Annotated in this window: 28 protein-coding genes; 15 read left to right on the top strand and 13 right to left on the bottom strand. The window is 70.2% G+C overall.

What is annotated here, in order from left to right:
• Positions 1–8 precede the first annotated feature (8 nt).
• From KF910_RS10775 to KF910_RS10760, 4 genes are read right to left on the bottom strand one after another with little or no spacing between them, the layout of a single operon-like run.
• A complete protein-coding gene (locus tag KF910_RS10775) occupies positions 9–398 on the bottom strand; it encodes a type II toxin-antitoxin system VapC family toxin (protein WP_292262312.1) in 390 nt (129 codons plus the stop codon).
• Entirely contained in the window at positions 395–652 is a 258-nt protein-coding gene (locus KF910_RS10770; protein WP_292262307.1) for a type II toxin-antitoxin system Phd/YefM family antitoxin, read from the bottom strand. Before KF910_RS10770 ends, KF910_RS10775 begins: the two co-directional genes overlap by 4 nt.
• A gap of 37 nt (positions 653–689) precedes the next feature.
• The gene (locus KF910_RS10765) at positions 690–1,628 is read right to left on the bottom strand and encodes a cation diffusion facilitator family transporter (protein WP_292262304.1); all 939 of its coding nucleotides are present in this window, start codon (positions 1,626–1,628) and stop codon (positions 690–692) included.
• A gap of 10 nt (positions 1,629–1,638) precedes the next feature.
• Positions 1,639–2,298, bottom strand: coding sequence for a hypothetical protein (locus KF910_RS10760; protein WP_292262299.1), 660 nt, complete (start codon positions 2,296–2,298; stop codon positions 1,639–1,641).
• A 165-nt stretch (positions 2,299–2,463) separates the two neighbouring features.
• On the opposite strand from KF910_RS10760, the gene rplU reads away from it, so the two are divergent.
• The 3 genes from rplU (at position 2,464) to KF910_RS10745 (ending at position 4,071) form a co-directional block, all read left to right on the top strand.
• Positions 2,464–2,994 carry a 50S ribosomal protein L21 gene (gene rplU / locus KF910_RS10755; RefSeq protein ID WP_292262295.1) on the top strand — a complete coding sequence of 177 codons (531 nt, stop codon included), beginning with the start codon at positions 2,464–2,466 and terminating at the stop codon, positions 2,992–2,994.
• 92 nt (positions 2,995–3,086) lie between these two features.
• Positions 3,087–3,368, top strand: a complete 282-nt coding sequence (rpmA, locus tag KF910_RS10750) for a 50S ribosomal protein L27 (RefSeq protein WP_292262290.1) — start codon at positions 3,087–3,089, stop codon at positions 3,366–3,368.
• 169 nt (positions 3,369–3,537) lie between these two features.
• On the top strand, positions 3,538–4,071 hold the full coding sequence (locus tag KF910_RS10745; RefSeq protein WP_292262285.1) for a GNAT family N-acetyltransferase: 534 nt from the start codon (positions 3,538–3,540) through the stop codon (positions 4,069–4,071).
• Between the two features lie 10 nt (positions 4,072–4,081).
• Here KF910_RS10745 and KF910_RS10740 read toward each other — a convergent pair whose 3' ends face one another.
• The 3 genes from KF910_RS10740 to KF910_RS10730 form a co-directional block, all read right to left on the bottom strand.
• Positions 4,082–4,279 (bottom strand): hypothetical protein, encoded by a 198-nt coding sequence (locus tag KF910_RS10740; protein WP_292262277.1) that lies wholly within the window; start codon positions 4,277–4,279, stop codon positions 4,082–4,084.
• 102 nt (positions 4,280–4,381) lie between these two features.
• The gene (locus KF910_RS10735) at positions 4,382–4,930 is read right to left on the bottom strand and encodes a BA14K family protein (RefSeq protein WP_292262272.1); all 549 of its coding nucleotides are present in this window, start codon (positions 4,928–4,930) and stop codon (positions 4,382–4,384) included.
• 14 nt (positions 4,931–4,944) lie between these two features.
• Entirely contained in the window at positions 4,945–5,460 is a 516-nt protein-coding gene (locus tag KF910_RS10730; protein WP_292262268.1) for a hypothetical protein, read from the bottom strand.
• Positions 5,461–5,610: 150 nt separating this feature from the next.
• Between KF910_RS10730 and KF910_RS10725 the strand changes: the two genes are divergently transcribed.
• A complete protein-coding gene (locus KF910_RS10725) occupies positions 5,611–6,813 on the top strand; it encodes a threonine ammonia-lyase (RefSeq protein ID WP_292262263.1) in 1,203 nt (400 codons plus the stop codon).
• On the top strand, positions 6,794–7,312 hold the full coding sequence (locus KF910_RS10720) for an FKBP-type peptidyl-prolyl cis-trans isomerase (protein ID WP_292262258.1): 519 nt from the start codon (positions 6,794–6,796) through the stop codon (positions 7,310–7,312). The genes KF910_RS10725 and KF910_RS10720 overlap by 20 nt, the downstream gene beginning before the upstream one ends.
• Positions 7,313–7,466: 154 nt before the next feature.
• On the opposite strand, the gene queG is transcribed toward KF910_RS10720, so the two are convergent.
• The 3 genes from queG to KF910_RS10705 form a co-directional block, all read right to left on the bottom strand.
• A complete protein-coding gene (gene queG, locus KF910_RS10715; protein ID WP_292262254.1) occupies positions 7,467–8,576 on the bottom strand; it encodes a tRNA epoxyqueuosine(34) reductase QueG in 1,110 nt (369 codons plus the stop codon).
• Positions 8,577–8,601: 25 nt separating this feature from the next.
• Positions 8,602–9,285: a glutathione S-transferase family protein gene (locus KF910_RS10710; RefSeq protein WP_292262245.1), complete on the bottom strand. Its 684-nt coding sequence runs from the start codon at positions 9,283–9,285 to the stop codon at positions 8,602–8,604.
• A 156-nt stretch (positions 9,286–9,441) separates the two neighbouring features.
• On the bottom strand, positions 9,442–10,386 hold the full coding sequence (locus tag KF910_RS10705; RefSeq protein ID WP_292262240.1) for a cation diffusion facilitator family transporter: 945 nt from the start codon (positions 10,384–10,386) through the stop codon (positions 9,442–9,444).
• A 129-nt stretch (positions 10,387–10,515) separates the two neighbouring features.
• On the opposite strand from KF910_RS10705, the gene KF910_RS10700 reads away from it, so the two are divergent.
• Both KF910_RS10700 and KF910_RS10695 read left to right on the top strand, forming a co-directional pair.
• Positions 10,516–11,655, top strand: a complete 1,140-nt coding sequence (locus KF910_RS10700; RefSeq protein ID WP_292262236.1) for a citrate/2-methylcitrate synthase — start codon at positions 10,516–10,518, stop codon at positions 11,653–11,655.
• A gap of 33 nt (positions 11,656–11,688) precedes the next feature.
• Entirely contained in the window at positions 11,689–12,495 is an 807-nt protein-coding gene (locus KF910_RS10695) for an undecaprenyl-diphosphate phosphatase (RefSeq protein ID WP_292262229.1), read from the top strand.
• Between the two features lie 1,213 nt (positions 12,496–13,708).
• Here the strand turns inward: KF910_RS10695 and KF910_RS10690 are convergent.
• Positions 13,709–14,455, bottom strand: coding sequence for a tRNA1(Val) (adenine(37)-N6)-methyltransferase (locus KF910_RS10690; protein WP_292262224.1), 747 nt, complete (start codon positions 14,453–14,455; stop codon positions 13,709–13,711).
• 95 nt (positions 14,456–14,550) lie between these two features.
• Between KF910_RS10690 and KF910_RS10685 the strand changes: the two genes are divergently transcribed.
• The gene (locus KF910_RS10685; protein WP_292262219.1) at positions 14,551–15,567 is read left to right on the top strand and encodes a polyprenyl synthetase family protein; all 1,017 of its coding nucleotides are present in this window, start codon (positions 14,551–14,553) and stop codon (positions 15,565–15,567) included.
• Between the two features lie 7 nt (positions 15,568–15,574).
• Here KF910_RS10685 and KF910_RS10680 read toward each other — a convergent pair whose 3' ends face one another.
• Positions 15,575–16,411, bottom strand: coding sequence for an EamA family transporter (locus tag KF910_RS10680; RefSeq protein WP_292262216.1), 837 nt, complete (start codon positions 16,409–16,411; stop codon positions 15,575–15,577).
• Position 16,412: 1 nt separating this feature from the next.
• On the bottom strand, positions 16,413–17,618 hold the full coding sequence (locus tag KF910_RS10675) for a pyridoxal phosphate-dependent aminotransferase (protein WP_292262213.1): 1,206 nt from the start codon (positions 17,616–17,618) through the stop codon (positions 16,413–16,415).
• Positions 17,619–17,737: 119 nt separating this feature from the next.
• On the opposite strand from KF910_RS10675, the gene KF910_RS10670 reads away from it, so the two are divergent.
• The 7 genes from KF910_RS10670 to rodA all read left to right on the top strand — a co-directional run bounded on the left by KF910_RS10670 (position 17,738) and on the right by rodA (position 25,399).
• Positions 17,738–18,454, top strand: coding sequence for a TVP38/TMEM64 family protein (locus KF910_RS10670; protein WP_292262208.1), 717 nt, complete (start codon positions 17,738–17,740; stop codon positions 18,452–18,454).
• 69 nt (positions 18,455–18,523) lie between these two features.
• Positions 18,524–19,147 (top strand): glutathione S-transferase family protein, encoded by a 624-nt coding sequence (locus tag KF910_RS10665; protein WP_292262204.1) that lies wholly within the window; start codon positions 18,524–18,526, stop codon positions 19,145–19,147.
• Positions 19,148–19,368: 221 nt separating this feature from the next.
• The gene (locus tag KF910_RS10660; protein WP_292262752.1) at positions 19,369–20,406 is read left to right on the top strand and encodes a rod shape-determining protein; all 1,038 of its coding nucleotides are present in this window, start codon (positions 19,369–19,371) and stop codon (positions 20,404–20,406) included.
• A gap of 140 nt (positions 20,407–20,546) precedes the next feature.
• Positions 20,547–21,608 carry a rod shape-determining protein MreC gene (gene mreC, locus KF910_RS10655; protein WP_292262199.1) on the top strand — a complete coding sequence of 354 codons (1,062 nt, stop codon included), beginning with the start codon at positions 20,547–20,549 and terminating at the stop codon, positions 21,606–21,608.
• Positions 21,605–22,123: a hypothetical protein gene (locus tag KF910_RS10650; protein ID WP_292262190.1), complete on the top strand. Its 519-nt coding sequence runs from the start codon at positions 21,605–21,607 to the stop codon at positions 22,121–22,123. The genes mreC and KF910_RS10650 overlap by 4 nt, the downstream gene beginning before the upstream one ends.
• Positions 22,124–22,244: 121 nt before the next feature.
• On the top strand, positions 22,245–24,251 hold the full coding sequence (gene mrdA, locus KF910_RS10645; RefSeq protein ID WP_292262184.1) for a penicillin-binding protein 2: 2,007 nt from the start codon (positions 22,245–22,247) through the stop codon (positions 24,249–24,251).
• Positions 24,248–25,399: a rod shape-determining protein RodA gene (gene rodA / locus KF910_RS10640; protein WP_292262177.1), complete on the top strand. Its 1,152-nt coding sequence runs from the start codon at positions 24,248–24,250 to the stop codon at positions 25,397–25,399. Before mrdA ends, rodA begins: the two co-directional genes overlap by 4 nt.
• Positions 25,400–25,406: the final 7 nt, after the last annotated feature.

Here is a 25,406-nt window from a genome sequence, read left to right as displayed (position 1 = left end):
GGAAGGGGTCAGACGCGCAGGATCGGGCCGGGATAGGCGCCCAGGGCGTGATCCGCGGTCAGGAGCGTCAGGCCCTCGGTCATGGCCTGGGCCAGAAGCAGACGGTCGAATGGATCTTTATGCAGGGACGGCAGAGCCGTCACCGCCAGGGCGTGATCGCCGGTGACCGGCAGCTCCTCATAGCCGCTTTCCAGCAATTTTGACCGCAACCGGACAGCATCGACGGCGAAATCGTCGTGGCGCTCCAGCATGGTCTTGATGACGATTTCCCACAGGCTGGCGATGCTGAAAGCCAAGGTGTTGCCAGGGTCTTCCAGCACCGCGCGCGCCCTTGCGGACAGCCGTTCAGGCCGCATGGAAGTCCAGAGGACCAGATGAGTATCGACCAGCAGGTTCACGACCGCCCGTAGAACATCTCTTCGATCTCTTCGGCGAATGGCGTCTTGATGTCGTCCGGAATTTTACCCTCGCCCTTCATGAAGCCCACGCGGCGCTTGGCGGCGTCGTCGGTCAGGCGAGGTTCCGGCTCAAGCGGCGCCAGCCGGGCGACAGGCTTGCCCGCCCGAGCGATGATCACGGTCTCGCCGCCGGCTGCCCGTTCCAGCAGGCGGGAGAAATGCGTCTTTGCTTCGTGGACGTTGACGGTGGTCATGGGTCCAATCTAGTGGACTAAGTCCACTTAGTCCATCCTAGCAGGCCGGACAGTCCGGCAGGGCGCCGGTTTCCAGCTGGAAGGTGGTGTGGCCGACGCCGAACTGATCCCGCGCCAGGCTCTGCGCCTGGGTCAGCAGGGCGGCCGCGTCGGGCCGGTCGTGCACCAGATGGGCGGTCATGGCGGCGTCGGTGGTCGACAGGCCCCAGACGTGCAGGTCATGCACCGCCGTGACGCCGGGCAGGGCCAGCAGGGCCGCGCGCAGATCGTCCACCCGGATGCCCGCCGGCGCCGCATCCAGCGCCAGATCGACCGAATCCCTCAGCAGGCCCCAGGTGCCGATCAGGATGACGGCCACGATCACCAGGCTGACGATCGGGTCGATCAGGCTGAAGCCCGTGAACATGATGGCGGCGCCCGCGACGACGACGCCCAGCGACACCCCCGCATCGGCCATCATGTGCAGATAGGCGCCGCGCACGTTCAGGTCCTTGTGCTGGTCCTTCATGAACAGCAGGGCCGTGCCCAGGTTGATGACGAAGCCGATCCCCGCCACCACCATGACGGTGACCGAATCGACCGAGGCCGGATCGCTGAACCGGTGCGCCGCCTCCCAGGCGATGGCCCCGCAGGCGAACAGCAAGAGGATGGCGTTGGCCAGGGCGGCCAGAACCGTGGCCTTGCGGAATCCATAGGTGCGCTGCGACCCCGCCGCGCGCCGCGCCAGCCAGGCCGCGCCCCCGGCCAGGGCCAGGCCCAGGACGTCGGACAGATTGTGCCCCGCATCGGCCATCAGGGCGGTGGACTGGGCGATCCATCCGGCCCCGAACTCGACCGCCACGAAGACCAGATTGACCGTCAGCCCGACCAGATAGCGCCAGTCGCCCGTGTCGGCCGGGGCATGGCTGTGCCCATGGGCGTGCGAATGCCCCCCGTGCCCATGTCCGTGATTGTGGCGGCTATGGTCGTGGCCCATGTGCCAGAGTCTAGTGCTGGTGCGCCATGACGAGAAGGCCCAGCACCATCAGGGCGACGCCCAGCACCATGCCTTCATACCGCGCCCACCGCTCCAGCCGCAGGATGGAGGCGCCGGCGCGGGCCAGGACGGTCAGGACCGCCATCCCCGCCACCGTGCCCGCGGCGAAGGCGGCCGTCAGCAGACCCAGGACCGCCAGCCCCTCCTGCGCCGTGGACAGATAGACCGGCAGCAGCACCTCGCCGGGCGACACGGCCATCATGGCCACCAGGCCCCAGAAGGCGGCGGCGTCGGTGACCGCCGGCTCGGGCAGGTCCAGGCTGGGCCCGCCGGCGGCGGCCGGCCGCTTCAGGGTCGCGCGCGCCAGATAGAAGGCGCCGAACAGCATCAGCAGGGCCGCCGAAATGTGGGGCAGCAGGCCCGACACCCACTGGTTCAGCGCCAGCCCCGCCAGCACGATCAGCCCGCCGAACACCGCCGTGGACGCGATATGGGCCAGGCCGGCGGCGACCACGGCGCCCAGGGTGCGCGACAGGCTCCATCTCTGGGCGCGCCCGACCAGGACGAAGGGCAGCCAGTGGGTCGGCAGGGCCGCATGCAGGAAGGCCGCCGCGAAACCGGCCCCCACGACGGAGACCAGGACGGGCTGTTGCAGATCGGGCGGGGACATGGGCCGCCTATATCGTGTTACTTTGTAACGGTCGAGAGGTTTTCTCGACGCCGGTTTTCGCCCGGCGGCGTTGACTCGGACCCCCGCCCCGTCTATGTCGCCCCCTCTTCGCCCGCGGGGTTCCTGCGGGCGCACTCTTTTTTGCGTTCAGCCGAGGCTTCCAAGATGTACGCGGTGATCAAGACCGGCGGCAAGCAGTACCGGGTTCAACCGGGCGATGTGATCGTGGTCGAGAAGATCGACGGCGAGGCTGGCGCCGACGTCAGCTTCGGCGACGTCCTGATGCTGGGCGGCGACAAGGGGGTGACCCTGGGCGCGCCGCTGATTTCGGGCGCCGCCGTCGCCGCCACCCTGATCGAGACCCGCAAGGGCGAGAAGGTGAAGATCTTCAAGAAGATCCGCCGCCAGGGCTATCGCCGCACCCGTGGCCATCGCCAGATGGAATCGGTCCTGCGCATCACCGGCATCGAAGGCGGCGGCGAAAAGGCCAAGTGGGACGGCGAAACCTCGCTGATGACCAAGGCCGAGATCAACGCCCGCGCCCGCGGCCTGGCCCCGCGCACGGCCGAAACCGAAGCCAAGCCGGCCAAGAAGGCCCCGGCTGCCAAGGCCGCCGCCTCCAAGGCTGAAGCCAAGGCCGCCCCGGCCAAGAAGGCTCCGGCCAAGAAGGCCGCCGCCAAGACGGCTGAAGACTGAAGATTTCACGGGCGCCCAAACCGGGCGTTTGTCGCTACAATAGGCGCTGAAGACAGGCCCCCGGGCCCGGCGCAAGAGGACGGAGCAGAGTTATGGCTCACAAGAAATCCGGCGGTTCGTCGCGCAACGGTCGCGACTCCGAGTCGAAACGCCTGGGCGTGAAGAAGTTCGGTGGCGAGCAGGTGCTGGCCGGCAACATCATCGTGCGCCAACGCGGCACCAAATGGCATCCGGGCGTCAACATGGGCATGGGCCGCGACCATACCCTGTTCGCCCTGGTGAACGGCGCTGTGAAATTCACCACCAAGGCTGGCGGCCGTTGTTACGTGTCGATTCTAGCCGCCAACGACCAGCAGGCCGTAGCCGCCGAATAGCGATCCGAGAAAGCCCATTTCGGATCGCGTTGCTGGAACAAGCAGCCGATCCGGACCAGGGGATTTTTCCGCGGGGAGTCTGGATCACCAGGCTCCCCGTTTTCGTTTCCCCGCCTCGAAGCCGCCCGAGCCCTGATCTAAGGAGGCGGCAGGAAATCGAGGCCACGCCATGTGCATCATCGAGACCTCACCCGTGATCGAGACGCGGCGGCTGATGCTGCGCGCGCCGGGCCTGCAGGACGTCAGCCGGCTGGCGCGCCTGGCCGACGATCCGGACATCGCCCGCATGACCCTGCGGATGCCGCACCCGTTCGGGGTCGGCGACGCCGAGGATTTCGTGCTGCAGGTGGCCGGCCAGGATCCGGCCCGGGCCGCGACCTTCGTCATCGACCATGAGGATCACGGCCTGGTCGGGGTGCTGGGCCTGTTCGAGGGCGGCGACGTGGCGCCCGAGACCGGATACTGGATCGGCCGCGACTACTGGGGCCGGGGGTTCGCCACCGAAGCCCTGGAGGCGGGCCTGGTCTGGGCCTCGCGCAAATGGCGCCGCCGCGCCCTGACGGCCGGCCACTTCGTGGACAACCCCGCCTCGGGCCGGGTGCTGGAGAAGGCGGGCTTCCTCTATACCGGCGAGGTGCGGCGCGGCTTCAGCAAGGCGCGGGGCGAGGCGGTCCAGACGCGGCGGATGGTCTGGCTGGCCTGAGGCCCGTCGATCAGCCGCCGGCCAGTCCGGGCCCGAAGGCGACGACGGCGGCGACCACGCCGCCCACCGCCGCCACCCCGACGCCGGCGATGAAGGCCAGGGCCACACGGGCCTGGCGCCGCCGCCGCCCGCCCGGCTTCATCGACCGGATATAGACGTGCGGCCGCTTTCCGAAGGCCTCGGAGCCGACGATATTGTGCTGGGACATGGCAACGCTCCCCTTACCGGCGCCCGGATGGGCGTCACCCGAAAAGGGAGGCGGTCTGGGCCGAAAGATGGCGAACGCTGCTAGGGCACGATCTCGTGAGCGTCAGCCGCACCAGACCAGTCGGCCGCTGTAGGCCCGGTAATAGCCGCTGGCCGGATCATAGGAGCGGTAGTTCCACCGGCACCAGTCGATCCGCGCCGGGTCACGCCCTGCGCTGGCAGGGCCGCCGCGTCCGCTGGGATAGACCAGGTCCGGCCGGCCATAGGCGCCGGGATAGACCGCCCCGGCCCCGCCGTGGGCCGATCCATAGCCCCGGCTGTAGCCGTAGCGGGACGCATATCCCCGCCCATAGCCGTAGCCATATCCGTAGCTCGAGCGATGACGCTGGTCCCGCCAGCCCGCGCCGCAGTCCGACCGGTTGGCGTCCCAGAAGGCGTCGCAGCGATAGTCCCCCGGCCGGTCCGCCTGGCCGTTGAACGACCGGTCATAGCCGCCGTAGCGGCCGTCGTAGCGGTAGGGATTGCTGTAATGACGGCCCGGCGTCGAATCGTAGGGTCGGTATCCGTCGTATGAGGTCCAGGTCTGGGCCGAGGCGGCGCCGGACGCCAGGGCGGCGGCGGCGCTCAATACGGCGATCGCGGACAGGCGCATGACGGCCTCCTTGCTTACATCACGACCTGGGTGACGCGGCCGCCGCGGGTCTGGACGAACCGCATCAGGACGATGCGCTCGCCGCCGGCGTCGACCGGCGTGATCAGGAACCAGCCGCCGTCCGGCAGGCCGGTGAACTGGAACCGGCCGTTCTGGCACGGCTCGGACCGCACATAGGCGCGATAGTCGGCGTTGGGATCCGGCACATTGCGCGCCCGGACCACCGCCTCGGGCACGGCGGCGCGGTCGGTCGAGCCATAGAGGGCCGCGAACCGCTGGCGCGTATAGGGGGTGTCGGGCGTCAGACCCACCGAGCCGGAACAGCCATAGGCCACGCCGTCGCGGCGATAATCGACCCGCCCCTCGATGGCGGCTGGGCCGCTGCGCTGCGACCAGGCGAAGTCCCCGGCGTTGAACACCGCCGTCGCGGGCGGGCCATAGCCGCCGGGCGGGGTGGTGGCGCAGGCGGCCAGGGTCGCCGACAGGGCGGCGGCCAGGACGAGGGCGAGACGGGCAGGGCGAACGGACATCGGCGCGCTCCGGGTGAGTCTGCGGCAGGGCGGAACCATCACGCCTAACGCAATGGCCAAGGTCAAGGTTGCGGCGATCACGAGGCGGCGCCACAAGCGGCTTACCGGGCGTCAAGACCTGGCGGGGCCGGGTGGCCCATGGGAGAACCGATGACCGTCACCTTCGCCGATATCGAGGCCGCCCGCGTCCGCATCGCCGGCCAGGTCGACCGCACCCCGACCCGCCATTCGCGCCGCCTGTCGCAGCTTACGGGCGCCGAGGTCTGGGTGAAGTTCGACAATCTGCATTTCACCGGCAGCTTCAAGGAGCGCGGCGCCCTGAACCGGCTGCTGCAACTCAGCCCTGATGAGCGCAAACGCGGCGTGGTCGCCGCCTCGGCCGGCAACCACGCCCAGGCCCTGGCCTATCATGGCGGCCGGCTGGGCATACCGGTGACCATCGTCATGCCGGAAGGCACCCCCTTCGTGAAGATCGACGGCACCCGCGCCCACGGGGCCAATGTGGTGATCCACGGCCTGGACTTCTCCGGCTCGACCGAAGAGGCGCACCGGCTGCGGGACGAGGAAGGCTTCATCTTCGTCTCGGCCTTCGACGACGCCGGCATCGTGGCGGGCCAGGGGGTCTGCGGCATCGAGTTCATGGAGGATGCGCCGGGGCTGGACGCCCTGATCATCCCCATCGGCGGGGGCGGTCTGATCGCCGGCTGCGCCATCGCGGCCAAGGCCATGCGGCCCGACATCCGCATCTTCGGCGTCGAGGCGGCCATGTATCCCTCCTTCAGCGCCCGCCGGGCCGGTCAGCCGTCCAAATGCGGCGGCCAGACCATCGCCGAAGGCATCGCCATCAAGGCCGCGGGCGACATCCCCTATGAACTGGGCAATCCGCTGATCGAGGACGTCCTGGTCTGTCAGGAGGCGGATTTCGAAAAGGGCGTGGCCTTCCTGGCGACCCTGGAGAAGACCGTGGCCGAGGGCGCCGGCGCCGGGGGACTGGCGGCGTTGCTGGCCTATCCGGACCGGTTCAAGGGCATGAAGGTCGGCATCGAACTGACCGGCGGCAATATCGACGCGCGCATGCTGGCGGTGGTGCTGAACCGCGAACTGGTCCGCGAACGGCGCCTGACCGTCTATCGCATCCTGTCGGACGACCGGCCCGGCATATTGTCGGCCATGGCGGCGGTGATCGGCGGGGTCGGCGGCAATATCATCGACGTGGTGCACAACCGCCTGGCCCTGGACGTGCCGGCCAAGGGCGCCGAGTTCGACATCATGGTGGAAACGCGCGACAGCGCACACGCCGACGAGATCGGCCAGGCATTGAAGGACAAGGGTTATGCGCTTCGCATGGGTTAGCGGCGTCGCGGCGGCGCTTCTGCTGTCGGCCTGCGGCGGCCAGGGGACCGGCCCCTCGCTGGAGGCGGCCCAGAAGGAGGCCGACTTCTACATGGCCGCCAACGCCCGCAAGGAGGGCGTCCACACCCTGCCGTCCGGCCTGCAGTACGAGGTGGTCCAGTCCGGCCCCGCCGGTGGCGCCAGCCCTGACAGCAACGATCTGGTCCGCGTCGACTATGAGGGCAAGCTAACCGACGGGACCATCTTCGACAGTTCGTTCAGCCGCGGCGCCCCGGCCGTCTTCAGCCCCGACGGGGTGGTGCCCGGCTGGACCGAGGCCCTGCAGCGGATGAAGGTCGGGGACGAATGGGTCCTCTATGTCCCGCCGGCCCTGGGCTATGGCGAGCGGGGCGGCCCGCCGCGCATTCCGCCCAACGCCGTGCTGATCTTCCGCCTGCGCCTCCTGGCCGTCGCCCCCACCCCCGGCGGCGACCGCCACGGCGCCGTGGCCATGGGCTGACGAATCCGTCGTCTCCTCCCCATTCCATGGGGAGGGGGACCGCCGAAGGCGGTGGAGGGGTTCTTCATGACACGATGAACAGACCCCCTCCGTCTCGTCGGCTGTCGCCGCCGATCCACCTCCCCATCGCTACGCGACAGGGAGGAGACGGACGTCATCGCGCCCACTCTTCGCGCACCTCCGCCTCCGCCTCATCGCCCTCCCGCGCCATCCGCTCGGTGGCCAGGCCTTCGGGGAACAGGCGCGACAGGGCCCAGACGGCGGCGCCGCGCACCACGGGCGCCGGATCGTCCAGCAGGGCGATGACGGGCGCGATCAGGTCCGGATCGTCGCTGTTGCCCGCCGCATAGAGGACATTGCGAAGGAACCGGTCGCGGCCGATCCGCTTGACCGGGCTCTTGGCGAACAGGGCGCGGAAGGCCGGATCGTCCAGCGCCAGCAGGTCCGCCAGCCGCGGCGAGACCAGGGCCTTGCGGGCCTGAAGCCGTCCTTCCCGCGACGCCTGGGCGAATTTGTTCCACGGACAGACCGCCAGGCAGTCGTCGCAGCCATAGATGCGCGCGCCGGTCGCGGTGCGGAACTCGACCGGCCAGGGCCCCGCGAATTCGATGGTCAGATAGGACAGGCACCGCCGGGCATCGAGCTGGAACGGGGCGGGGAAGGCGTTCGTCGGACAGGCGTCCAGGCAGGCCCGGCATGATCCGCAATGCTCGCCCTCGGGCGGATCGGGCGTCAGCTCGGCCGCCGTCAGTATGACGCCCAGGAACAGCCAGTTGCCGTGCTCACGGCTCAGCAGATTGGTGTGTTTCCCCTGCCAGCCCAGGCCCGACCGCTGGGCCAGGGGCTTTTCCATCAGGGGGGCGGTGTCGACGAAGACCTTTACGTCCTGTCCGGTCCGCGCCGCGATCTGGCCCGCCAGGGTCTTCAGCCGTCCCTTGATCAGCTCGTGATAGTCGTCGCCCCGCGCATAGACCGACAGATACCCCGCCGACCGGTCGGCCAGCTGCGGCAGGGGGTCTTCGCCCGGGCCGTAGTTCAGGCCCAGCACCACCGCCGACCGGGCGCCGTCCCACATGGCGGTCGGGTGGGCGCGGCGGTCGCGGGTCGTCTCCATCCAGCCCATGTCGCCGTGACGGCCGGCCTCGACGAAGGCGTGCAGCCGGTCGCCCGCGCCCCACGGCTCGGCCGCCGAGGCGAAGCGGCAGGCGTCGAAGCCCAGGGCCCGCGCCGCCTTGCGGATGGTGTCTCGCGGATCGGCCGCCATGGGCGACCCTTTGCAGCCGTCGGGCTCAGAAATCCAGTTCGGCGTACCAGGACGCCGGGGCCACCCCGGGGAAGCGGTCAGCCAGCAGCGGCCGGAAACAGGGCCGGGACTTCAGCTTCATGTACCAGGTCTTCAGGGCCGGATAGGCGCCCCAGGACACCTCGCCGAAATAGTCCAGCACCGACAGATGGCCCGCCGCGATCAGGTCGGCCTGGGACAGGCGACGGCCCGCCAGCCAGTCGCGCGCGCCGGCCAGGGTCTCCAGGATGATCAGATGGCCCTTCAGAGCCTCGCGCCCTTCGCGCAGCATCCGCGCCTCGGGCGGGCCCAGCCGCAGCAGGGGCTTCTCCATCCGTTCATGCAGCAGGACGGCGCCGACATCGTCGGTGAAGCGGCGGTCGAACCAGGCGGTCAGCCGCCGCGCCTCGGCCCGTTCGCCCGCGTCGGCGGGCAGCAGCAGGGGCTCCTTGGACTGGTCCTGGATCCAGCCCAGGACGGCGCCCGCCTCGCACAGGGTCAGGGCGCGGCCGGCGGCGGTGGTCTGCAGCACGGGCGGCATGCCCGAGGGGTTCAGGGCGTGCAGCGGACAGTCCGGCTCCCACGGGCGGCAGGCGGTCTCCTCGAAGGCGATCCGCGCCTCGCCCAGCGCCAGTCGCGCGGCGCGCGAGCCGGGATCGAAGGCGAAATGATACAGGACGGTCTCCGCCATCCCGCCGTTCTGGACCAAAGGGCCTTAAGCGGTCGTTTACTGCGTCTAGACCGAAATCGGTTCAGTCGGATGAAGTCCGACTGGGCTCGGATTTCGGTCCAGGGATTTCCCGGAGCCTGATTCACGGCATCGGCGGAATCGCGAAGCGATTCCCCCTCAACCGATCAGGCTTGAGGGAACCGCGGTCCGCGCGTCGGGGCCCGCGCCGTGCGGGTCGGGATGGATCATGACGTCCGCGCCGGGCCGCACGGCCTGGATGCGCCGCTCGGCCTCTTCCAGTATCTCGTGCGCGGCCTGCAGGCTGAGGTCGGCGGCCAGGTCGATGTGCATCTGGACCACCAGAGTAGTACCCGCCAACCGCGTCCGCATCCGATGCACCCCGCCGATGCGCGGATCGGCCAGCACGGCCTCGGTCACGGCGATGCGGTCCGCCTCGGGCGCCTGGCGGTCCAGCAGGTGATCGGCCGACCGGCGCAGCAGTCCTGTCGCGCCCCAGAAGATCCAGATCGCCACCACCAGCCCCGCCGCGGCGTCCAGTCCCGGCGCCTGCAGCCAGGCGCCCGAGGCCACTCCGATCAGCACCACCAGATTGCCCGCCAGGTCCGAGGCGTAGTGGGTCCGGTCCGCGCCGACGGCCAGGGATCCGCTGGCCCGGATCGTCCGGGTCTGGCGCCACACCAGCCAGCCGGTCAGCAGGCTGGAGGCCAGGATCACCGCCACGCCCCAGCCGCCGCCGGTGACCGGGCGCGGATCGATCATCCGCGAAATCGCCTCCCAGCCGATGAAGACGGTCGAGGCGAAGATCAGTCCCGCCTGGACCAGGGCCGCCATGGCCTCGCCCTTGCCGTGGCCGTAGCGATGCTCGTCATCCGGCGGGGCGGCGGCCCAGCGCACGGCGAAGAAGGTGGCCAGGGAGGCCGCCAGGTCCAGGGCCGAATCCGCCAGCGACGCCAGGATCGACACCGAACCCGAGGCGCCCAGGGCGAAGGCCTTCATGGCGATCAGGATCACCGCCACCGCGACCGACAGCCGCGTGACCTCGCGCGCGGCGGCGTGCGGATCGACAGGCGGCGGAAGCGGGGACTCGGCGGCGGCGCTCATCGCCGCCCTTCTCGCCGAAACCCGGCCGATTGCCAATGGCGGCCGCGGGCAGGGTTAATCTGACGGTCATCAAACCGCCGGAAAACACGGTTCCGAATGATCGGCGATCAAGGATCGGGGCAGCGAGCCATGGCGACCACCCAGGGATGGATCGCGCGCGAGGAGGCGCTGGCGCGTCTGGGCGTCAAGTCCCAGACCCTCTACGCCTATGTCAGCCGCGGCCGCATCGCCGCCCGTCCCGATCCGTCCGATTCCCGCCGCAGCCAATATGCCCTGCGCGACATCGCCCGCCTGATCCAGGGCGAGGCCGGTCCGCCCGCCGTCGTCATGCGCGCCCCGGCCCGAGGCGAGGCCGACCTGCGATCCAGCGTCAGCGTGGCCCTGGACGGGCGGCTGTTCTATCGCGGCCGCGACGCGGCCCAGCTGGCCGATCACGCGACCCTGGAGGCCACGGCCCGCATCCTGTGGGACGCGCCGGAAAATCCCTTCGCCGGCGTCCGGCCGCGCGTCGATGCGGTCGGCGGCGCCCGCCCGCGCCAGCGTCTGTTCGCCGCCCTGGCCCGGCGCGCGGTCGAGGACGGCTCCAGCCGGGGCAAGGACGCTTCGGCCCTGCGCGGGGCGGCCGCCTCCCTGCTGAACGAAGCCGTTGACGCGGTCGCCGGGCCGGGGCCGCGCCTGCATTTCCATCAGCGTCTGGCGCGGGGCTGGAAGGTGGCGGACCGCGATCACGACCTGATCCGTCGCGCCCTGGTCCTGGCCGCCGACACGCCCCAGGGGGACGAGGTGACCGCCGCCCGCGTGGCCGCCGCCGCCGGCGCCTCCCTGGCCGGGGCGGCCCTGGCCGGGATGGTCACCCTGGCGGCGCGCCCCACCATCCAGGCGGCCGAGACCGCCGCCTCGGCCATCGTCCAGGCCCGCCGCAACCCCTCGGCGCCCGACATCGATCCCGCCGGCGACCTGGACATGGGCGACCCCGTCTGGCCCGGCGCCGATCCGCGCGCCCAGGCCCTGCTGGCCGCCGCCGCCCTGCCATCCGAACTGGAGGCCGTGCGCCTGCGCGCCGAGGCCGGGGCCGGGCGTCCCGCCAGCCTGGCCTTCGCCCTGGCCCTGCTGGGGCGCCGGCTGGACCTGCCGCGCGAGGCGGTGCTGGACCTTCTGTTGGTGGCGCGCCTGTCCGGCCTTCTGGCCCATGCCATGGATCAGGTCACGGACGGCTCGCCTATCCGGTCCCGACTGCGCTATGTCGGACCCGAACCCGGCGCGAACTGAGGCCGGGTCTCTCTCCATAAAACGCGGGGCGTCATGTCGGACTGGTTGGCGGCGATCATCCTGGGCCTGGTCGAGGGACTGACCGAGTTCATCCCGGTGTCCTCCACCGGCCACCTGCTGTTGACCAAGGCGGCCCTGGGGCTGGCCGACGAGCCGTGGAACACCTTCATCGTCATGATCCAGCTGGGCGCCATCCTGGCGGTGGTGGCCCTGTATTTCGCCCGTCTTTGGAAGGTGCTGATCGGCCTGCCCGGCCGTGACCCGGCGGCGCGGCGGTTCGCCCTGTCGGTGCTGCTGGCCTTCCTGCCCTCGGCGGTGGTGGGGCTGCTGCTGCACGACTTCATCAAGCGGGTGCTGTTCAGCCCGACCATCGTCTGCATCAGCCTGGTGATCGGCGGCTTCGCCCTGATCGCCTTGGAGCGCTGGGCCCCCCGGCCGCGCCTGGACGACGCCATGCGGTTCGACTGGAAGACCTCGGTGGGCATCGGCCTGTGGCAGTGCCTGTCGATCATCCCCGGCGTGTCGCGTTCGGGGGCCACCATCGTCGGCGGCCTGCTTCAGGGGGTGGACAAGAAGGCGGCGGCCGAATTCAGCTTCTTCCTGGCCATCCCGACCATGGTCGGCGCCTTCGCCCTGGATTTCTGGGAAAGCCGCGACCTGCTGACGCCCGACTTCCTTCCGGTCCTGGCCATCGGTTTCGGCGTCTCCTTCCTCAGCGGCCTGGTGATCGTGAAAACCCTGATCGACTTCGTCGGCCGCCACGGCTTCGCCCCCTTCGCCTGGTGGCGGATCGCGGTCGGCCTGATCGGCCTGGGCCTGATCTGGTCCGGAACCCTCTGAACAGCCCCCGCTCCCAGATCCTCCCCCCTCGGGGGAGGGGGACCGCGCAGCGGTGGAGGGAGCCGGCCCCAGGCTCGGTCGCTTGACCTCACACACCCCCCTCTCCCACGGGGAGAGGGCTTGAACGCCCAAGAGCCCGTCAGGGCGATTGGACTTGCGTGAAAGGGTGAGGGGTTTCGCTCTCACCGGGCGGGCGCCGTAACCCCTCACCCTTTCGGCTATGCGCATCGCTACGCTCTGCGAGCCTCAAGCCCTCTCCCAACGGGAGAGGGGTCAGGACCGCCAACTGCGCGCGCCAAGGAACCTAGCCCCCTGACCCCGCTCACAAATCCCCATCGCTAGCCCCATCCCGCACGCCTGGGCTGAGAACGGCCCTATACTCCCCTGGTCCCGTCGCATGGGGAGGCCGCGAGGCCAGCGACTTCGCGGCGGCGGGAGCGGAGGAAGCGGGGCTGTGCGTGTCACTCACACGCACGGGCCTGCGGTCGTCGGATCGGACAGTCATTGGCGACGGGTCCGGCGACCGAGGGAGGGTCGAGGGGGTTACTCTGGCCGTTCCGGGACCGGGTCGTTGGCCCGGCCCGCCCGCCGCGGGCCACCGGGAGTAGCCGAAAAGATCGGCGCCCGCCCCGAGCTCGTGGAAACCCTCCGTGCGGAGCGTCAGACCTCTCGCCGAACACGGCATCGAATGCCCAATCCAGCCGGGCGAAGGCCCGACGCTCCGCCGCCTTCCCACAACTTCGCAGCCCCACCGGCGCGGAGGCGCCGCCAATTCCGCCCTCAAGCCGCGAGCCGCCGCGCGGCGAGCCTAGGGCAGGCAATTGCCCTCAAGCCGCGAGCGACCGCGTCGCGAGCCTAGGGCAGGCAATGCCCTCAAGCCGCGAGCCGCCGCGCGGCGAGCATAGGGCGCAAACATCCTTCTCCCCTCGGGGGAGAAGGTGTCATGCAGCGCATGACGGATGAGGGGGCTGGGTCCGCGCGATGGTCGTCGGATGATGGGGATGGGTCGGGCCGCCCCCTCATCCGAGCGGCTTCGCCGCCCACCTTCTCCCCCGAGGGGAGAAGGGCGATGGGGCAACGGAGAGGCTCTTGGGCCACGCGACGAACAGACCCCCTCCGTCTCGCCGGCTGTCGGTCGCCGATCCACCTCCCCATCGCCGCGCGGCAGGGAGGAAACGGCCGGCCTTCCTCCACCTGCAAGGGGAGACGAAAATCACAGATCGATCCGGGCCTCTCCGCGCAGGATGGCGTCGGCCCGGGGCGTGTGTTTGGCGTCGTCGCGGCCGTGCAGGACCAGGGGCGGCAGCAGGCGCAGGGGCGCCTTGCCCGTCCTGGTCGCCCCGACCAGCACCCGTTTGGCGGGTCCGTCCGCATGGGGGTGGACCGGCAGAATGGCGAACGATCCCGCCTTGGGCGCCAGCAGGCCCAGGAGATCGGCCAGGCGGTCGGCGCGGTGGATGAGGACGATGCGCCCGCCTTCCTTCACCGCCTTCAGCAGGAAACCGGTCCAGGCGGCCAGGCCGTCGTCGGCCATCCAGGCGGCGCGCTTGCCCTCGGCCGGGGCGCGCAGGGCGCCGGGGTCGTCGAAGAAGGGCGGGTTGGCCACGGCCCAGTCGCAAGGAACGCGGTCCAGGGCGCGGAACCCCTCGGCGACATCCGCGGTCAGGATCTCGGTGCGGTCGGCGACGCCGTTCAGCGCGGCGTTCTGGCGGGCCAGGTCGGCGACCGGCGCCTCGCGCTCGACGCCGATCAGGGCCGTATCGGGGCGCCGCGCCGCGATCTGGAACAGGGCCCCGCCCGCGCCGCAGCCGGCCTCGATCACCGTCTGGCCCGGCCGCGCCGCGACGGCGGCGGCCAGAAGAGCCGCGTCCATCCCGGCGCGATAGCCGCGCGCGGGCTGGCGCAGGCGGACCCGGCCGTTAAGCAGGGCGTTCTCGACGATGTCATCGGCTTCGGTCACGCAACTTGACCCCTCATGGCGCGCTCACCATTGTGCGCCGCGTCGCAAAGGGGCAAGAGCGCCCCTCGATCCTCACCCCAGCGAAGGTTTCCATCTTGGACGCAGCCGTCAGCCCCGCCGCCCGCGACAAGGGCGATGTCGAGGCCCTGGTCCGCCTGGCCCAGGCCGACATGACGGCCGTCGACGCCCATATCATCGCGCGGATGCAGTCGCCGGTGCCGGTCATCCCCAAGCTGGCCGAGCATCTGATCGCGGCGGGCGGCAAGCGGCTGCGCCCGCTGATCACGGTGGCGGCGGCGCGGGCGGCCGGGGCGGCGGCCGACATCGAACCGGCGCGCAAGCTGGCCGCGGCGGTGGAGTTCATCCACACCGCCACCCTGCTGCACGACGACGTGGTGGACGGGTCCGAGCTGCGGCGCGGCAAGGTGGCGGCCCACCTGATCTGGGGCGCCCCGACCAGCGTCCTGGTGGGCGACTTCCTGTTCGCCCGGGCGTTCGAGCTGATGGTCGAGACGGAGTCCATGCGGGCGCTGGGCATTCTGGCGCGCGCCGCCGGGGTGATCGCGGAGGGAGAGGTGCTGCAACTGACCCGCGCCCACGACCTGAACCTGGAGCGCGACACCTATCTGGAGATCATCACCGCCAAGACCGCCGAACTGTTCGCCGCCGCCGCCGAATCCGGCGCCGTGGGCGTGGGCGCGGACGAGGCGGCGGTTCAGGCCCTGCGCGCCTATGGGCTGAACCTGGGCATCGCCTTCCAGCTGGCCGACGACGCCCTGGACTATGGCGGCGCCGCGGCGGCCCTGGGCAAGAACGCGGGCGATGACTTCAACGAGGGCAAGGCCACCCTGCCGCTGCTGCTGGCCGTGCAGAAGACGCGTGGAACCGAAGACGCCTTCTGGGAACGCACCATCACCAAGGGCCAGCGGACCGAGGCGGATTTCGACCGTGCGCGCGAACTGATCGTCGCCTCGGGCGCGATCGCCGCGACGCTTGATGTGGCCGGCGACTACGCCGACGCGGCCAAGTCCGCCCTGGACGTGCTGCCCGACAGCGACTGGAAGACCGCCCTGGCGCAATTGGCCGACTTCGCCGTCAGCCGGGCGGCCTGAGGCAAATTCAGCCCAGGATCACTAGGATCCCGCCCAGAACGACGCCGAGCGCCGCCAGCACGCGGTGCCGACCTACCCTCTCCTTCAGGATCGCCGCTCCGATCAGCACGGCGAAGGCGACGCTGGTCTCACGCAGGGCCGAGACTCCGCCGGCCGGGGCCAGGGCCAGAGCCCACAACGCTGCTCCGAACGCCAGCACGCTGACCAGGCCGGCCGCGACGCCGCGCCGGAATTCGGCGCGCACCGCTCTGATCACGCCAGGACCGCGCAGGGCCAGGGCGATGGGCGCCAGGGCCAGGCCGTCCAGGAGGAAGAACCAGGCGATGAACAAAAGCGGTTCCGGCGCGGCCCGCACACCGGCCGCATCGATCAAAGTATAGGTTGTCGTCAGTAATCCCGCGCCCACGGCGGCGGCCAGTCCCGCCGGCGCGACGCGGCCCTTGGCGGCCATAAGCAGTAGGGCGCCGGTGACCACAGCCACCCCCAGGCCGGACAGGGGCGACAGTCGATCTCCCAGCCACAGGGCGCCCAGAAGCGCCGTCGCCAATGGCGCTGCGCCCCGCGCCAGAGGGAAGGCGACCGAAAAATCCGCGCTGTCGTACGCCCTGATCAGCACCAGCTGATACAGCGCATGGGCGCATGCCGAAGCCGCCAGCCACGGCCACAACTCGCCGCCGGGCAGGGGCAACAGCAGCACGAAGGGCAGGGCGACGACCGTCTGTGTCAGGCCCAGAACCAGCCGCACCGTCAGGCGATCGCCGCCGGATTTGAGCAGGGCGTGAGCGCAGGCCGTGGTCAGGGCCGAGCTCAGGGCCAGCAGCAGGCCTAAGGCCGCGCCGCCCATCCTATTTCAAGCTGGCGCAGAACCTCTGGATCCGGCGGCAGGCTTCCTCCAGCAACGCGTCCGACGTCGCGTAGCTGATGCGGAAATAGGGCGACAGGCCGAAGGCCGCGCCCTGGACCGCCGACACCCCTTCGGCGTTCAGCAGTTCGGTGACGAAGGTCTCGTCGCCGTCGACGACCACGCCCGACGGCGTCGCCTTGCCGATTAGACCGGCGATGGACGGATAGACATAGAAGGCCCCTTCGGGCCGGGCGCAGGTGATGCCCGTCGCCTGGTTCAGCATCGACACCACCAGGTCGCGCCGGCGCTGGAAATGGGCGGCGCGTTCGGGAATGAAGTCCTGCGGCCCGTTCAGGGCCTCGACCGCCGCCCACTGGCTGATGGAGCAGGGGTTGGAGGTGGTCTGGCTGATGACCTTGCGCATCAGGTCGATCAACGGCTTGGGCCCGGCCGCATAGCCGATGCGCCAGCCGGTCATGGAATAGGCCTTGCTGACGCCATTGACCGTCAGGGTGCGGTCGTAAAGATCCGGCGCCACCTGAGCCATGGTGACGAAGTCGAACCCGTCGTAGATCAGGTGTTCGTACATGTCGTCGGTCATGACCCAGACGTGCGGATGACGACGCAGCACCTCGGCCAGGGCCTCCAGCTCGGCGCGGGTATAGGCGGCGCCGGTGGGGTTGGACGGGCTGTTCAGGATCAGCCATCTGGTGCGCGGCGTGATAGCCGCCTCCAGCACCTCGGGCCGCAGCTTGAAGCCGTCGGCTTCCTGGCCCACCACCTCGACCGGCTCGCCGCCCGCCAGCAGCACCATGTCCGGATAGCTGACCCAATAGGGCGCCGGCACGATCACCTGGTCGCCGGGCGACAGGGTGGCCAGAAGGGCGTTGTACAGCACCGGCTTGCCGCCGGGCGCGACGTGAATCTGGTTCACCGCATAGGTCAGGCCGTTCTCGCGCGCGAACTTGGCCGCGATGGCCGCCTTCAGCTCGGGAATGCCGTCGGCGTCGGTGTAGCGGGTGCGGTTAGCCTGGATGGCGGCGACGGCGGCGGCCTTGACGTTCTCGGGCGTGTCGAAATCCGGCTCCCCGGCGCCCAGGCTGATGATGTCCCGGCCCTCGGCCTGAAGCTGGCGGGCGCGGGCCGACACGGCCAGGGTGGCGGACGGCTTGACGCGGGCGAGAGCGCTGGACTGAAGGCTGGACATGGCGAGGAAGACCCTGGGGCAGGTTCGGCGTCGGGGAGGCGTCCTCCTTAGGCTTTGCCGCACGTCGGATCAAACGGGCGGCGCTCGCCGACGGCGCCGACGGGTGATATGCCAAGGCCATGCGCCGACTGCTCGACTTCATCCTGAACATGGAGGCCGCGCGCTGGCGCACGCTGGCGGCGGGGGTGCTGCTGCTGGCGGCCATGGCGGGGTTGCTGATGGCGGGCAAGGCCATGCTGGGGCTGGAGGCCGAGCATCGGATGGAGGCCTGGCTTCAGGGCTATTCCGGCGGGCCGATGGCCTTTGTCGCCACCGTGGCCCTGTTCGTCGCCGCCGCCTTTGTCGGAGCGCCCCAGTTCATCCTGATCGCCGCCTGCGTGGTCGCCTTCGGGCCGTCGCTGGGGTTCGCCTATAGCTGGGCGGCGACGGTGGCCTCGGCCGGGGTGACCTACTGGATGGGGCGCGGACCGGCGGCCCGGATGCTGGACCGGTTCGGGGGGGCGACGGTCGAGCGGCTGACGCGGTTCATCGGCAAGAACGCCTTCTACGCCAGCTTCATCATCCGCAATGTGCCATCGGCGCCCTTCATCGTGGTCAACATGGCCTTCGGCGCCGCACGGGCGTCCTTCCCCGCCTTCCTGCTGGGATGCGCCCTGGGCGTCCTGCCCAAGACGGCCCTGGTGGCCTTCTTCGGCGGGGCGGTGGCGGCGGCCGCCAGCGGCGACGGCGTCTGGACCAGCCTGATCCTGGCCGGGGTGGCCGCGGCCTGGCTGGGCCTGATGCTGGCCGTGCGCGAATGGGTCAGGCGGCGCGAGGAGCGGGTCGCTCGGAACTGAACCTAATCTTGTGGCGGAAAGGGAGGGGGTCCATAGCGTTCTTCAGGAACCGCAATGTGGAGATCGCCGATGCTGACCCTCTATTATTCGCCGGGCGCCTGCGCCATGGCCTCGCATTCGGCCCTGGAAGAAGCCGAGGCCGACTTCGCCCTGGAGAAGATCGACCTGAAGGCGGGCCAGCAACGGACCCCTGAGTATCTGGCCGTCAATCCGGCCGGCGTCACCCCGGCCCTGAAAACGGAAAAGGGCGTCATCACCCAGAACGCCGCCATACTGACCTTCGTGGCCGAGACCTTTCCCCATGCGGGCCTGGCGCCAGTGGACGATCCGTTCGAGATGGCGCGATTCAACGCCTTCAACGGGTTCCTGGGCGCGTCCCTGCATCCCGCCATCGGCAAGCTGCTGTTCAGCCGCCCGCCGCTGGAGGGCGCGGCCAGGGATCAGGCGGCCGATCAGGCCCTGGCCAAGTATGACCTGGTCGAACAGCAACTGCTGGAAGGCCCCTGGGTGTTCGGCGAGGGCTGGACCCTGGCGGACGACTATCTGATGGTCTTCACCCGCTGGGCGCGCCAGGGCGGCCTGCTGGACAAGGGGCGGTTTCCCAGGCTGAACGCCCACCTGGACCTGGTCCAGGCCCGGCCCGCCGTCCTGCGTATGCTGAAGGTCGAGGGGCTGGAGCCCGTCACGGCCTGAGCCCAGGGGCCGCGCCGCCCTCACCATCGAGTGATCGTGTCGCGGCCCGTGCGAAAGGGGTTGTCATCGCCGGCTCATACGGGCAAACGGGCCGTTGGTCGGCGCGGCGAAAGACGATCAGGATTGCTCGGCGTATGGGGATGCGCCTGGGCGGGGCGTCGCCGGTGCAGGCCAGACCTTCAGACGCCCGACCAGGCCCCAACGCACGGTATCCGCACCCCATGTTCAACGTCTTCGGCGCCATCTCCAACGACATCGCCATGGATCTGGGTACGGCCAACACCCTGATCTACATGAAGGGCAAGGGCATCGTCCTGAACGAGCCGTCGGTCGTGGCGCTGAGAAACGTGGGCGGACGCAAGATCGTCCATGCCGTCGGCATCGAGGCCAAACAGATGCTGGGCCGCACCCCCGGTCACATGGAAGCCATCCGTCCGATGCGCGACGGGGTCATCGCCGACTTCGAAGTCGCCGAGGAGATGATCAAGCATTTCATCCGCAAGGTTCATAACCGCAAGGGCTTCGTGAACCCCAAGATCATCGTCTGCGTCCCCTCGGGCGCCACGGCGGTCGAGCGGCGCGCGATCAACGACAGTTGCCTGAACGCCTCGGCCCGCCGCGTCGGCCTGATCGACGAGCCGATGGCCGCCGCGATCGGCGCCGGCCTGCCGATCCACGAACCGACCGGCTCCATGGTCGTCGACATCGGCGGCGGCACCACCGAGGTGGCCGTGCTGTCCCTGTCGGGCATCGTCTATTCGCGCTCGGTCCGCGTCGGCGGCGACATGATGGACGACGCCCTGATCAGCTACATGCGCCGCAACCACAACCTGCTGATCGGCGAGACCACGGCCGAGCGCATCAAGAAGGACATCGGCACCGCCCGCATCCCGGCCGACGGCGAAGGCCTGTCGATCGAGGTCAAGGGCCGCGACCTGATGCAGGGCGTCCCGCGCGAGGTTCGCGTCTCGGAACGCCAGGCCGCCGAGGCCCTGGCCGAGCCGGTCAACCAGATCGTCGAGGCGGTCAAGGTCGCGCTTGAGGCCACCCCGCCCGAACTGGCCGCCGACATCGCCGACAAGGGCATCATGCTGACCGGCGGCGGGGCCCTGCTGCGCGGCCTGGACGCCGAACTGCGCGATCACACCGGCCTGCCCGTCTCGGTCGCCGACGACCCCCTGTCCTGCGTCGCGGTGGGTTGCGGCAAGGTGCTGGAGCATCCGCGCTGGATGAAGGGCATCCTCGACTCGGCGCTTTGAAGCCGCAGCACGGTCTTTTTGGCGCAAATCCACGTGATTCCGCGCCAGATCGCGGTTTCCAATCGGCCCGGATTTTGCGATAGGCTGCCAATCGTCGGCGCGAGGCGCTGCGCCGACTCCCTCAATCAGGAAGGCTGGCCGTGGCGTTTCGCGACGGACCGTTCGAGAATCTGAAGGTGCCGCTGGCCTGGACGGCCGCGGCCATGATCGGGGCCGGGCTGGTGGCCGCGACCCTTCTGCTCATCGCCGACGGCAAGACGCGCGAGGCGCAGGATCGTTTCGGCCCTGTCCGCGCGGGCTTCACCATGGGCGCCGGGCCGGTCGGCGGCCTGTTCGCCGCTCCGGTGCGATGGACCGGCCACGTCACCGACTATATCGGCGGCTATTTCAACGCCGTCGAGGAGAACCGCCGCCTGCGCGCCCAGGTGGCCGAGCTTCAGCCCTGGCGCGACCAGGCCATCGCCCTGAAGAACGTCAACGCCCGTTACGAGGCCATGCTGGGCCTGCGGACCGAGCCGCCCGTGGCCATGGCCACCGCCCGTTCGATCTCAGAGGCGCGCGGCCCCTTCGTCAACGCCCGCCTGATCGACGCCGGGTCCGGCCGCGGCGTTCGGGTCGGCAACCCGGTCATCAACGAACACGGCCTGGTCGGCCGGGTCGTGGGGGTTTCGCCCACGGTCAGCCGCGTCCTGCTGATCACCGACGTCTCGTCGCGCATCCCCGTCCTGATCGACCGCTCGGACGCCCGGGCCATGCTGACCGGGGACGGCAGCGGCAACCCGCGCCTCGAATATGTGCGCGGCCAGGATTCGGTGCGCAGCGGCGACCGGGTGCTCAGTTCGGGCGACGGCGGCGGCATTCCGCGCGGCGTACCGATCGGCGTGGTCGCCAAGGGCGTCGACGGGTCCTGGCGGGTCAAGCTGTTCAGCGACCGGGGCGCCATCGACTATGTGCGCGTCATGCTGTTCGAGGATTTCGGCCAGCTGGCCGATCCGGAGGCGCTGAACGCGCCGCCGCTGGCCGCCCTGGACACCGCCCCGCCGCCGTCGCCGGAGCAGGCCGCCTCCATCGCCGACGCCCAGGCCCGCCGCCAGGCCGCGGCCCAGCAGGCCGCCCAGGACGCCGCCCGCCGCGCCGCCGCCGCGGCGACCGCCGCCGCTCCGCCGCCCCAGCCCACCCCGGCGCCGGAGCAACCGACGTGAGACGGCCGATCGCGGTCCGGGTGATCGGCCCGACCCAGTGGATCCTGCTGCCCTCCCTGGCCGCCGCCGCCGCGACCGTGATCCTGGCCACCCCGGTCGAGCTGTTCGGGCTGAAACTGCCCGAACTGGTCCTGCCCATGACCCTGGCCTTCGCCTGGCCCCTGATCCGGCCCTCGGTCCTGGGGCCGGTCATGCTGCTGGTGCTGGGTCTCTTCCTGGACCTTCTGTGGGGCGGCCCGCTGGGCCTGTGGGCCATCTGCCTGCTGGCCGTCCACGCGGCCGTCCTGGTCTCGCGCAGCTTCCTGGCCGGACAGGAGACGCGCGTCCTGTTCGCCTGGTATGCGGTCTGCACCCTGGGCGCCTTCGCCCTGGCCTATCTGATCGTGGGGCTGCGCGCCGGCAATCCGCCCAGCCTCCTGGCTCTGTTCTGGCAGGTCATCCCGACCCTGCTGCTGTTTCCCATCTCGGCCTGGATGATCGAGCGGTTCGACGACGGAGACCTGCGTTTCCGATGATCCGTCTTCGCCAAGGCTTCGAAGGACAAGTCCTGCAGGGTCGGGGCGGGTCGGCGTGCGCGCGGGTCGTCCCTGTTTCCGCTTCAAGGTCCTCCGAAGCTCTCGCAGGGAGCGAAGGAGGATGAGCAGCGAACCGTCCATCTTTTTCTCGGACGTCAACGAGCGGCAGGGCTCCTTCCTGCGCCGCACCTTCGTGCTGGGCGGACTGACGACGCTTGGGATCACGGCCCTGGTCGGCCGGCTGGGCCAGCTTCAGGTGATCCAGGCGCGCGAATACGCCACCCTGGCCTCGAACAACCAGTTCAACTTCCGTCTGGTCCCGCCGCCGCGCGGCCTGATCAAGGACCGCAACGGCGTGGTCATCGCCGGCAACCGCCCCAGCTTCCGCGTCCTGGTCCTGCGCGACGAGACCAAGGACCTGGACCAGACCCTGGACCTTCTGGGCCGGCTGCTGCCCGATACGGTCGATCGGCGCCGGGCCATCATCCGCGACGTCAACGCCGCCCCACGCTTCAGCCCCGTCCCGGTCAAGAGCGACCTGACCTGGGAGGAGTTCGCCCGGGTCAACCTCTACGCCAACGAATTGCCGGGCGTCATGGCCGACATGAACGACGCCCGCTACTACCCCTTCGGCGGGGCCTTCGCCCATGTGGTCGGCTATGTCGCCAAGCCGAACGAACGCGACGTTCAGGCCTATCGCGACAAGGGCCAGACGCCGCCGCCCATCCTGTTCAACCCCGGCTTCCGCGTCGGCCGCCAGGGCCTGGAGAAGTCGCTCGACACCGCCCTGCGGGGCGACGCGGGCGGCAATCGGGTCGAGGTCGACGCCCGCGGCCGGGTGGTGGGCGAGGACCTGGCCGGATCGCGCCCGGCGGTTCAGGGGTCCGAAATCGTCCTGACCCTGGACAACGACATCCAGCAGCGCGCCCTGGAGGTGTTCGGCGAAGAGGCCGGAAGCTGCGTCGTCATGGACGTGCGCAACGGCGACATCCTGGCCATGGTGTCCTCGCCTTCGTTCGATCCGAACCTGTTCGTTTCGGGCGTGCCGTCCAAGATCTATCGCGCCCTGGCCGACTATGAGCGGCGGCCTCTGCTGGACAAGGCCCTGGGCGGCACCTTCGCCCCCGGATCGACCTTCAAGCCCGTCATCGGCCTGGCGGCGCTGAAGCGGGGGGTGGACCCCAGCCGCCGCATCGTCTGCAACGGCAGCTTCTTCCTGGGCCGGCGCTTCGCCTGCCTGGGCCGCCACGGGGCCCTGGACATGCGCGGCGCCATCAAGGCCTCGTGCAACGTCTATTTCATGACCCTGGCGACCGAGATGGGCCCCGACGCCATCGCCGAGACGGCCCGGAACATGGGCTTCGGCCAGACCTTCGACATCGATCTTCCGGGCCAGAAGGCCGGGTTGGTGCCCGACCGGGAATGGCGTCGCCGCAACCCGGTGCGCGGCGATCCCAAATGGTATCCGGGCGAGACGCCCAGCTATGGCATCGGCCAGGGCGCCCTGACGGTGAACGCCCTGCAGCTGGCGGTCTATACGTCGCGCATCGCCAACGGCCGCAAGGCGGTGACGCCGCGCCTGGTCAAGTCGGTCGGCGGGGTCGAGACGCGTCGCACCGCCTTTGCCGACCTCCCCTACGATCCCGATCTGGTCCAGGTCCTGCGCGACGGGATGGAGGCGGTGACGGCCGCCGGAGGCACCGGCTTCCGCAACAGCCAGCTGGGCCTGGGCGCCGTGCGGATGGCAGGCAAGACCGGCACGGCCCAGGCGCGGAACTACGGCTCCGGATCGCGCAAGGGGGCGGGGCGGCCGTGGGACCAGAAGGACCACAACCTGTTCATCGCCTATGCGCCGACGGACAATCCGCGCTACGCCGTCTCGGTCATCGTCCAGCATGGCGGCCTGGGCGGGGGCACCGCCGGGGCGCCCCGCGCGCGCGAGGTCATGAAGGTCGCCCTGCTGAAAGACCCCGAGATCCGCGCCCGCATCGAACAGGAAGGCTTCGAGGCGCCCGAGGACGCCGGCGCGCGCGAGGCCGAGGCCCGGGGCGAACCGGTCGAAGGCGCGGCCATCGAGGACGCGGCCGCCGAAGCCGCCCCGCCGCCTGTTTCGGAGCCGCCGCAATGACCGCATCCGCCCTGACCCGTCCCGGCGAACGCGAGCGCCTGCCGGTCAAGATCGGCCAGATCGACTGGCGGTTCGTGGCCCTGCTGTGCGCCATCGCCGGCACGGGGGCGGTGATGCTCTATTCGGTCGGCAAGGGCTCGTGGGAGCCCTGGGCCGCCAACCACCTTATCCGCTTCGGCGTCTGCCTGATGATGATGCTGGTCCTGGCCATGATCAGCCTGCGCTGGTGGTTCCGCGCCGCCTATCCGGTCTATTTCCTGGCCCTGCTGCTGCTGGTGGCGGTCGAACTGTTTGGCGATGTCCGGATGGGGGCCCAGCGCTGGCTGGCCTTCGGCCCGATCAGCTTCCAGCCATCCGAGATCATGAAGATCGGCGTCGTCCTGGCGCTGGCGCGCTGGTATCACGGCGCTTCGGCCCAGGATGCGCGGCTCAGCTGGAAGCTGATCTTCCCCATCATGATCATCGGCGCCCCCTTCCTGCTGGTGGCGCACCAGCCGGATCTGGGCACGGCCATGCTGATCGGCCTGACCGGTGCGGCCATCATGTTCATGGCGGGGCTCAGCTGGCGGCTGATCGCGGCCGTCGCCATCCCGGTGGTCGTGGCCGTGCCCTTCTATGTGGCCTTCGGCATGCACGGCTATCAGCGTGACCGGGTCCTGACCTTCCTGAACCCCGAGTCCGACCCCTCGGGCGCCGGCTATCACATCATGCAGTCCAAGATCGCCCTGGGTTCCGGCGGCTTCCTGGGCAAGGGGCTGGGCCTGGGCAGCCAGAGCCAGCTGGAATTCCTGCCCGAGAAACACACCGACTTCATCTTCGCCGCCCTGGCCGAAGAGAACGGCTTCCTGGTCTCGGGCCTGGTCCTGGCGGCCTATCTGCTGGTGGTGGTGATCGCCCTGCGCATCGCCTCGCTGTCGCACAGCCATTTCGGCCGCCTAGCCGCCGCCGGGGTGACGGTCACCTTCGCCCTCTATGTGCTGATCAACGGGGCCATGGTCATGGGCCTGGCGCCGGTGGTGGGGGTGCCCATGCCGCTGCTGTCCTATGGCGGCACGGTCATGTTGACGGTCATGATCGGCTTCGGCCTGGTCCTGGCGACGCGGGTGCACCGCTATGCCGAGCTTCCCAAGGGCCACGGCCTGTTCTGATCCGCGC

The sequence above is a fragment of the Brevundimonas sp. genome (genome assembly GCF_019636155.1).
GTDB lineage: Bacteria > Pseudomonadota > Alphaproteobacteria > Caulobacterales > Caulobacteraceae > Brevundimonas.
The sequence above is the reverse complement of the archived record's forward strand: the minus strand, read 5'-3'. Positions and strand labels throughout refer to the sequence as shown.

Bases quoted from the DNA above. Each gene is read 5' to 3' on its own strand.
- KF910_RS10720 (WP_292262258.1), top strand. From the start codon at position 6,794: ATGCGCTTCGCATGGGTTAGCGGCGTCGCGGCGGCGCTTCTGCTGTCG.
- KF910_RS10770 (WP_292262307.1), bottom strand. From the start codon at position 652: ATGACCACCGTCAACGTCCACGAAGCAAAGACGCATTTCTCCCGCCTG.
- KF910_RS10740 (WP_292262277.1), bottom strand. From the start codon at position 4,279: ATGTCCCAGCACAATATCGTCGGCTCCGAGGCCTTCGGAAAGCGGCCG.
- KF910_RS10710 (WP_292262245.1), bottom strand. From the start codon at position 9,285: ATGGCGGAGACCGTCCTGTATCATTTCGCCTTCGATCCCGGCTCGCGC.
- KF910_RS10700 (WP_292262236.1), top strand. From the start codon at position 10,516: ATGGCGACCACCCAGGGATGGATCGCGCGCGAGGAGGCGCTGGCGCGT.
- mrdA (WP_292262184.1), top strand. From the start codon at position 22,245: ATGAGCAGCGAACCGTCCATCTTTTTCTCGGACGTCAACGAGCGGCAG.
- KF910_RS10725 (WP_292262263.1), top strand. From the start codon at position 5,611: ATGACCGTCACCTTCGCCGATATCGAGGCCGCCCGCGTCCGCATCGCC.
- KF910_RS10670 (WP_292262208.1), top strand. From the start codon at position 17,738: ATGCGCCGACTGCTCGACTTCATCCTGAACATGGAGGCCGCGCGCTGG.
- KF910_RS10695 (WP_292262229.1), top strand. From the start codon at position 11,689: ATGTCGGACTGGTTGGCGGCGATCATCCTGGGCCTGGTCGAGGGACTG.
- KF910_RS10665 (WP_292262204.1), top strand. From the start codon at position 18,524: ATGCTGACCCTCTATTATTCGCCGGGCGCCTGCGCCATGGCCTCGCAT.
- KF910_RS10765 (WP_292262304.1), bottom strand. From the start codon at position 1,628: ATGGGCCACGACCATAGCCGCCACAATCACGGACATGGGCACGGGGGG.
- KF910_RS10675 (WP_292262213.1), bottom strand. From the start codon at position 17,618: ATGTCCAGCCTTCAGTCCAGCGCTCTCGCCCGCGTCAAGCCGTCCGCC.
- rpmA (WP_292262290.1), top strand. From the start codon at position 3,087: ATGGCTCACAAGAAATCCGGCGGTTCGTCGCGCAACGGTCGCGACTCC.
- KF910_RS10660 (WP_292262752.1), top strand. From the start codon at position 19,369: ATGTTCAACGTCTTCGGCGCCATCTCCAACGACATCGCCATGGATCTG.
- KF910_RS10735 (WP_292262272.1), bottom strand. From the start codon at position 4,930: ATGCGCCTGTCCGCGATCGCCGTATTGAGCGCCGCCGCCGCCCTGGCG.
- rplU (WP_292262295.1), top strand. From the start codon at position 2,464: ATGTACGCGGTGATCAAGACCGGCGGCAAGCAGTACCGGGTTCAACCG.
- KF910_RS10705 (WP_292262240.1), bottom strand. From the start codon at position 10,386: ATGAGCGCCGCCGCCGAGTCCCCGCTTCCGCCGCCTGTCGATCCGCAC.
- KF910_RS10760 (WP_292262299.1), bottom strand. From the start codon at position 2,298: ATGTCCCCGCCCGATCTGCAACAGCCCGTCCTGGTCTCCGTCGTGGGG.
- rodA (WP_292262177.1), top strand. From the start codon at position 24,248: ATGACCGCATCCGCCCTGACCCGTCCCGGCGAACGCGAGCGCCTGCCG.
- KF910_RS10745 (WP_292262285.1), top strand. From the start codon at position 3,538: ATGTGCATCATCGAGACCTCACCCGTGATCGAGACGCGGCGGCTGATG.
- queG (WP_292262254.1), bottom strand. From the start codon at position 8,576: ATGGCGGCCGATCCGCGAGACACCATCCGCAAGGCGGCGCGGGCCCTG.
- KF910_RS10730 (WP_292262268.1), bottom strand. From the start codon at position 5,460: ATGTCCGTTCGCCCTGCCCGTCTCGCCCTCGTCCTGGCCGCCGCCCTG.
- KF910_RS10680 (WP_292262216.1), bottom strand. From the start codon at position 16,411: ATGGGCGGCGCGGCCTTAGGCCTGCTGCTGGCCCTGAGCTCGGCCCTG.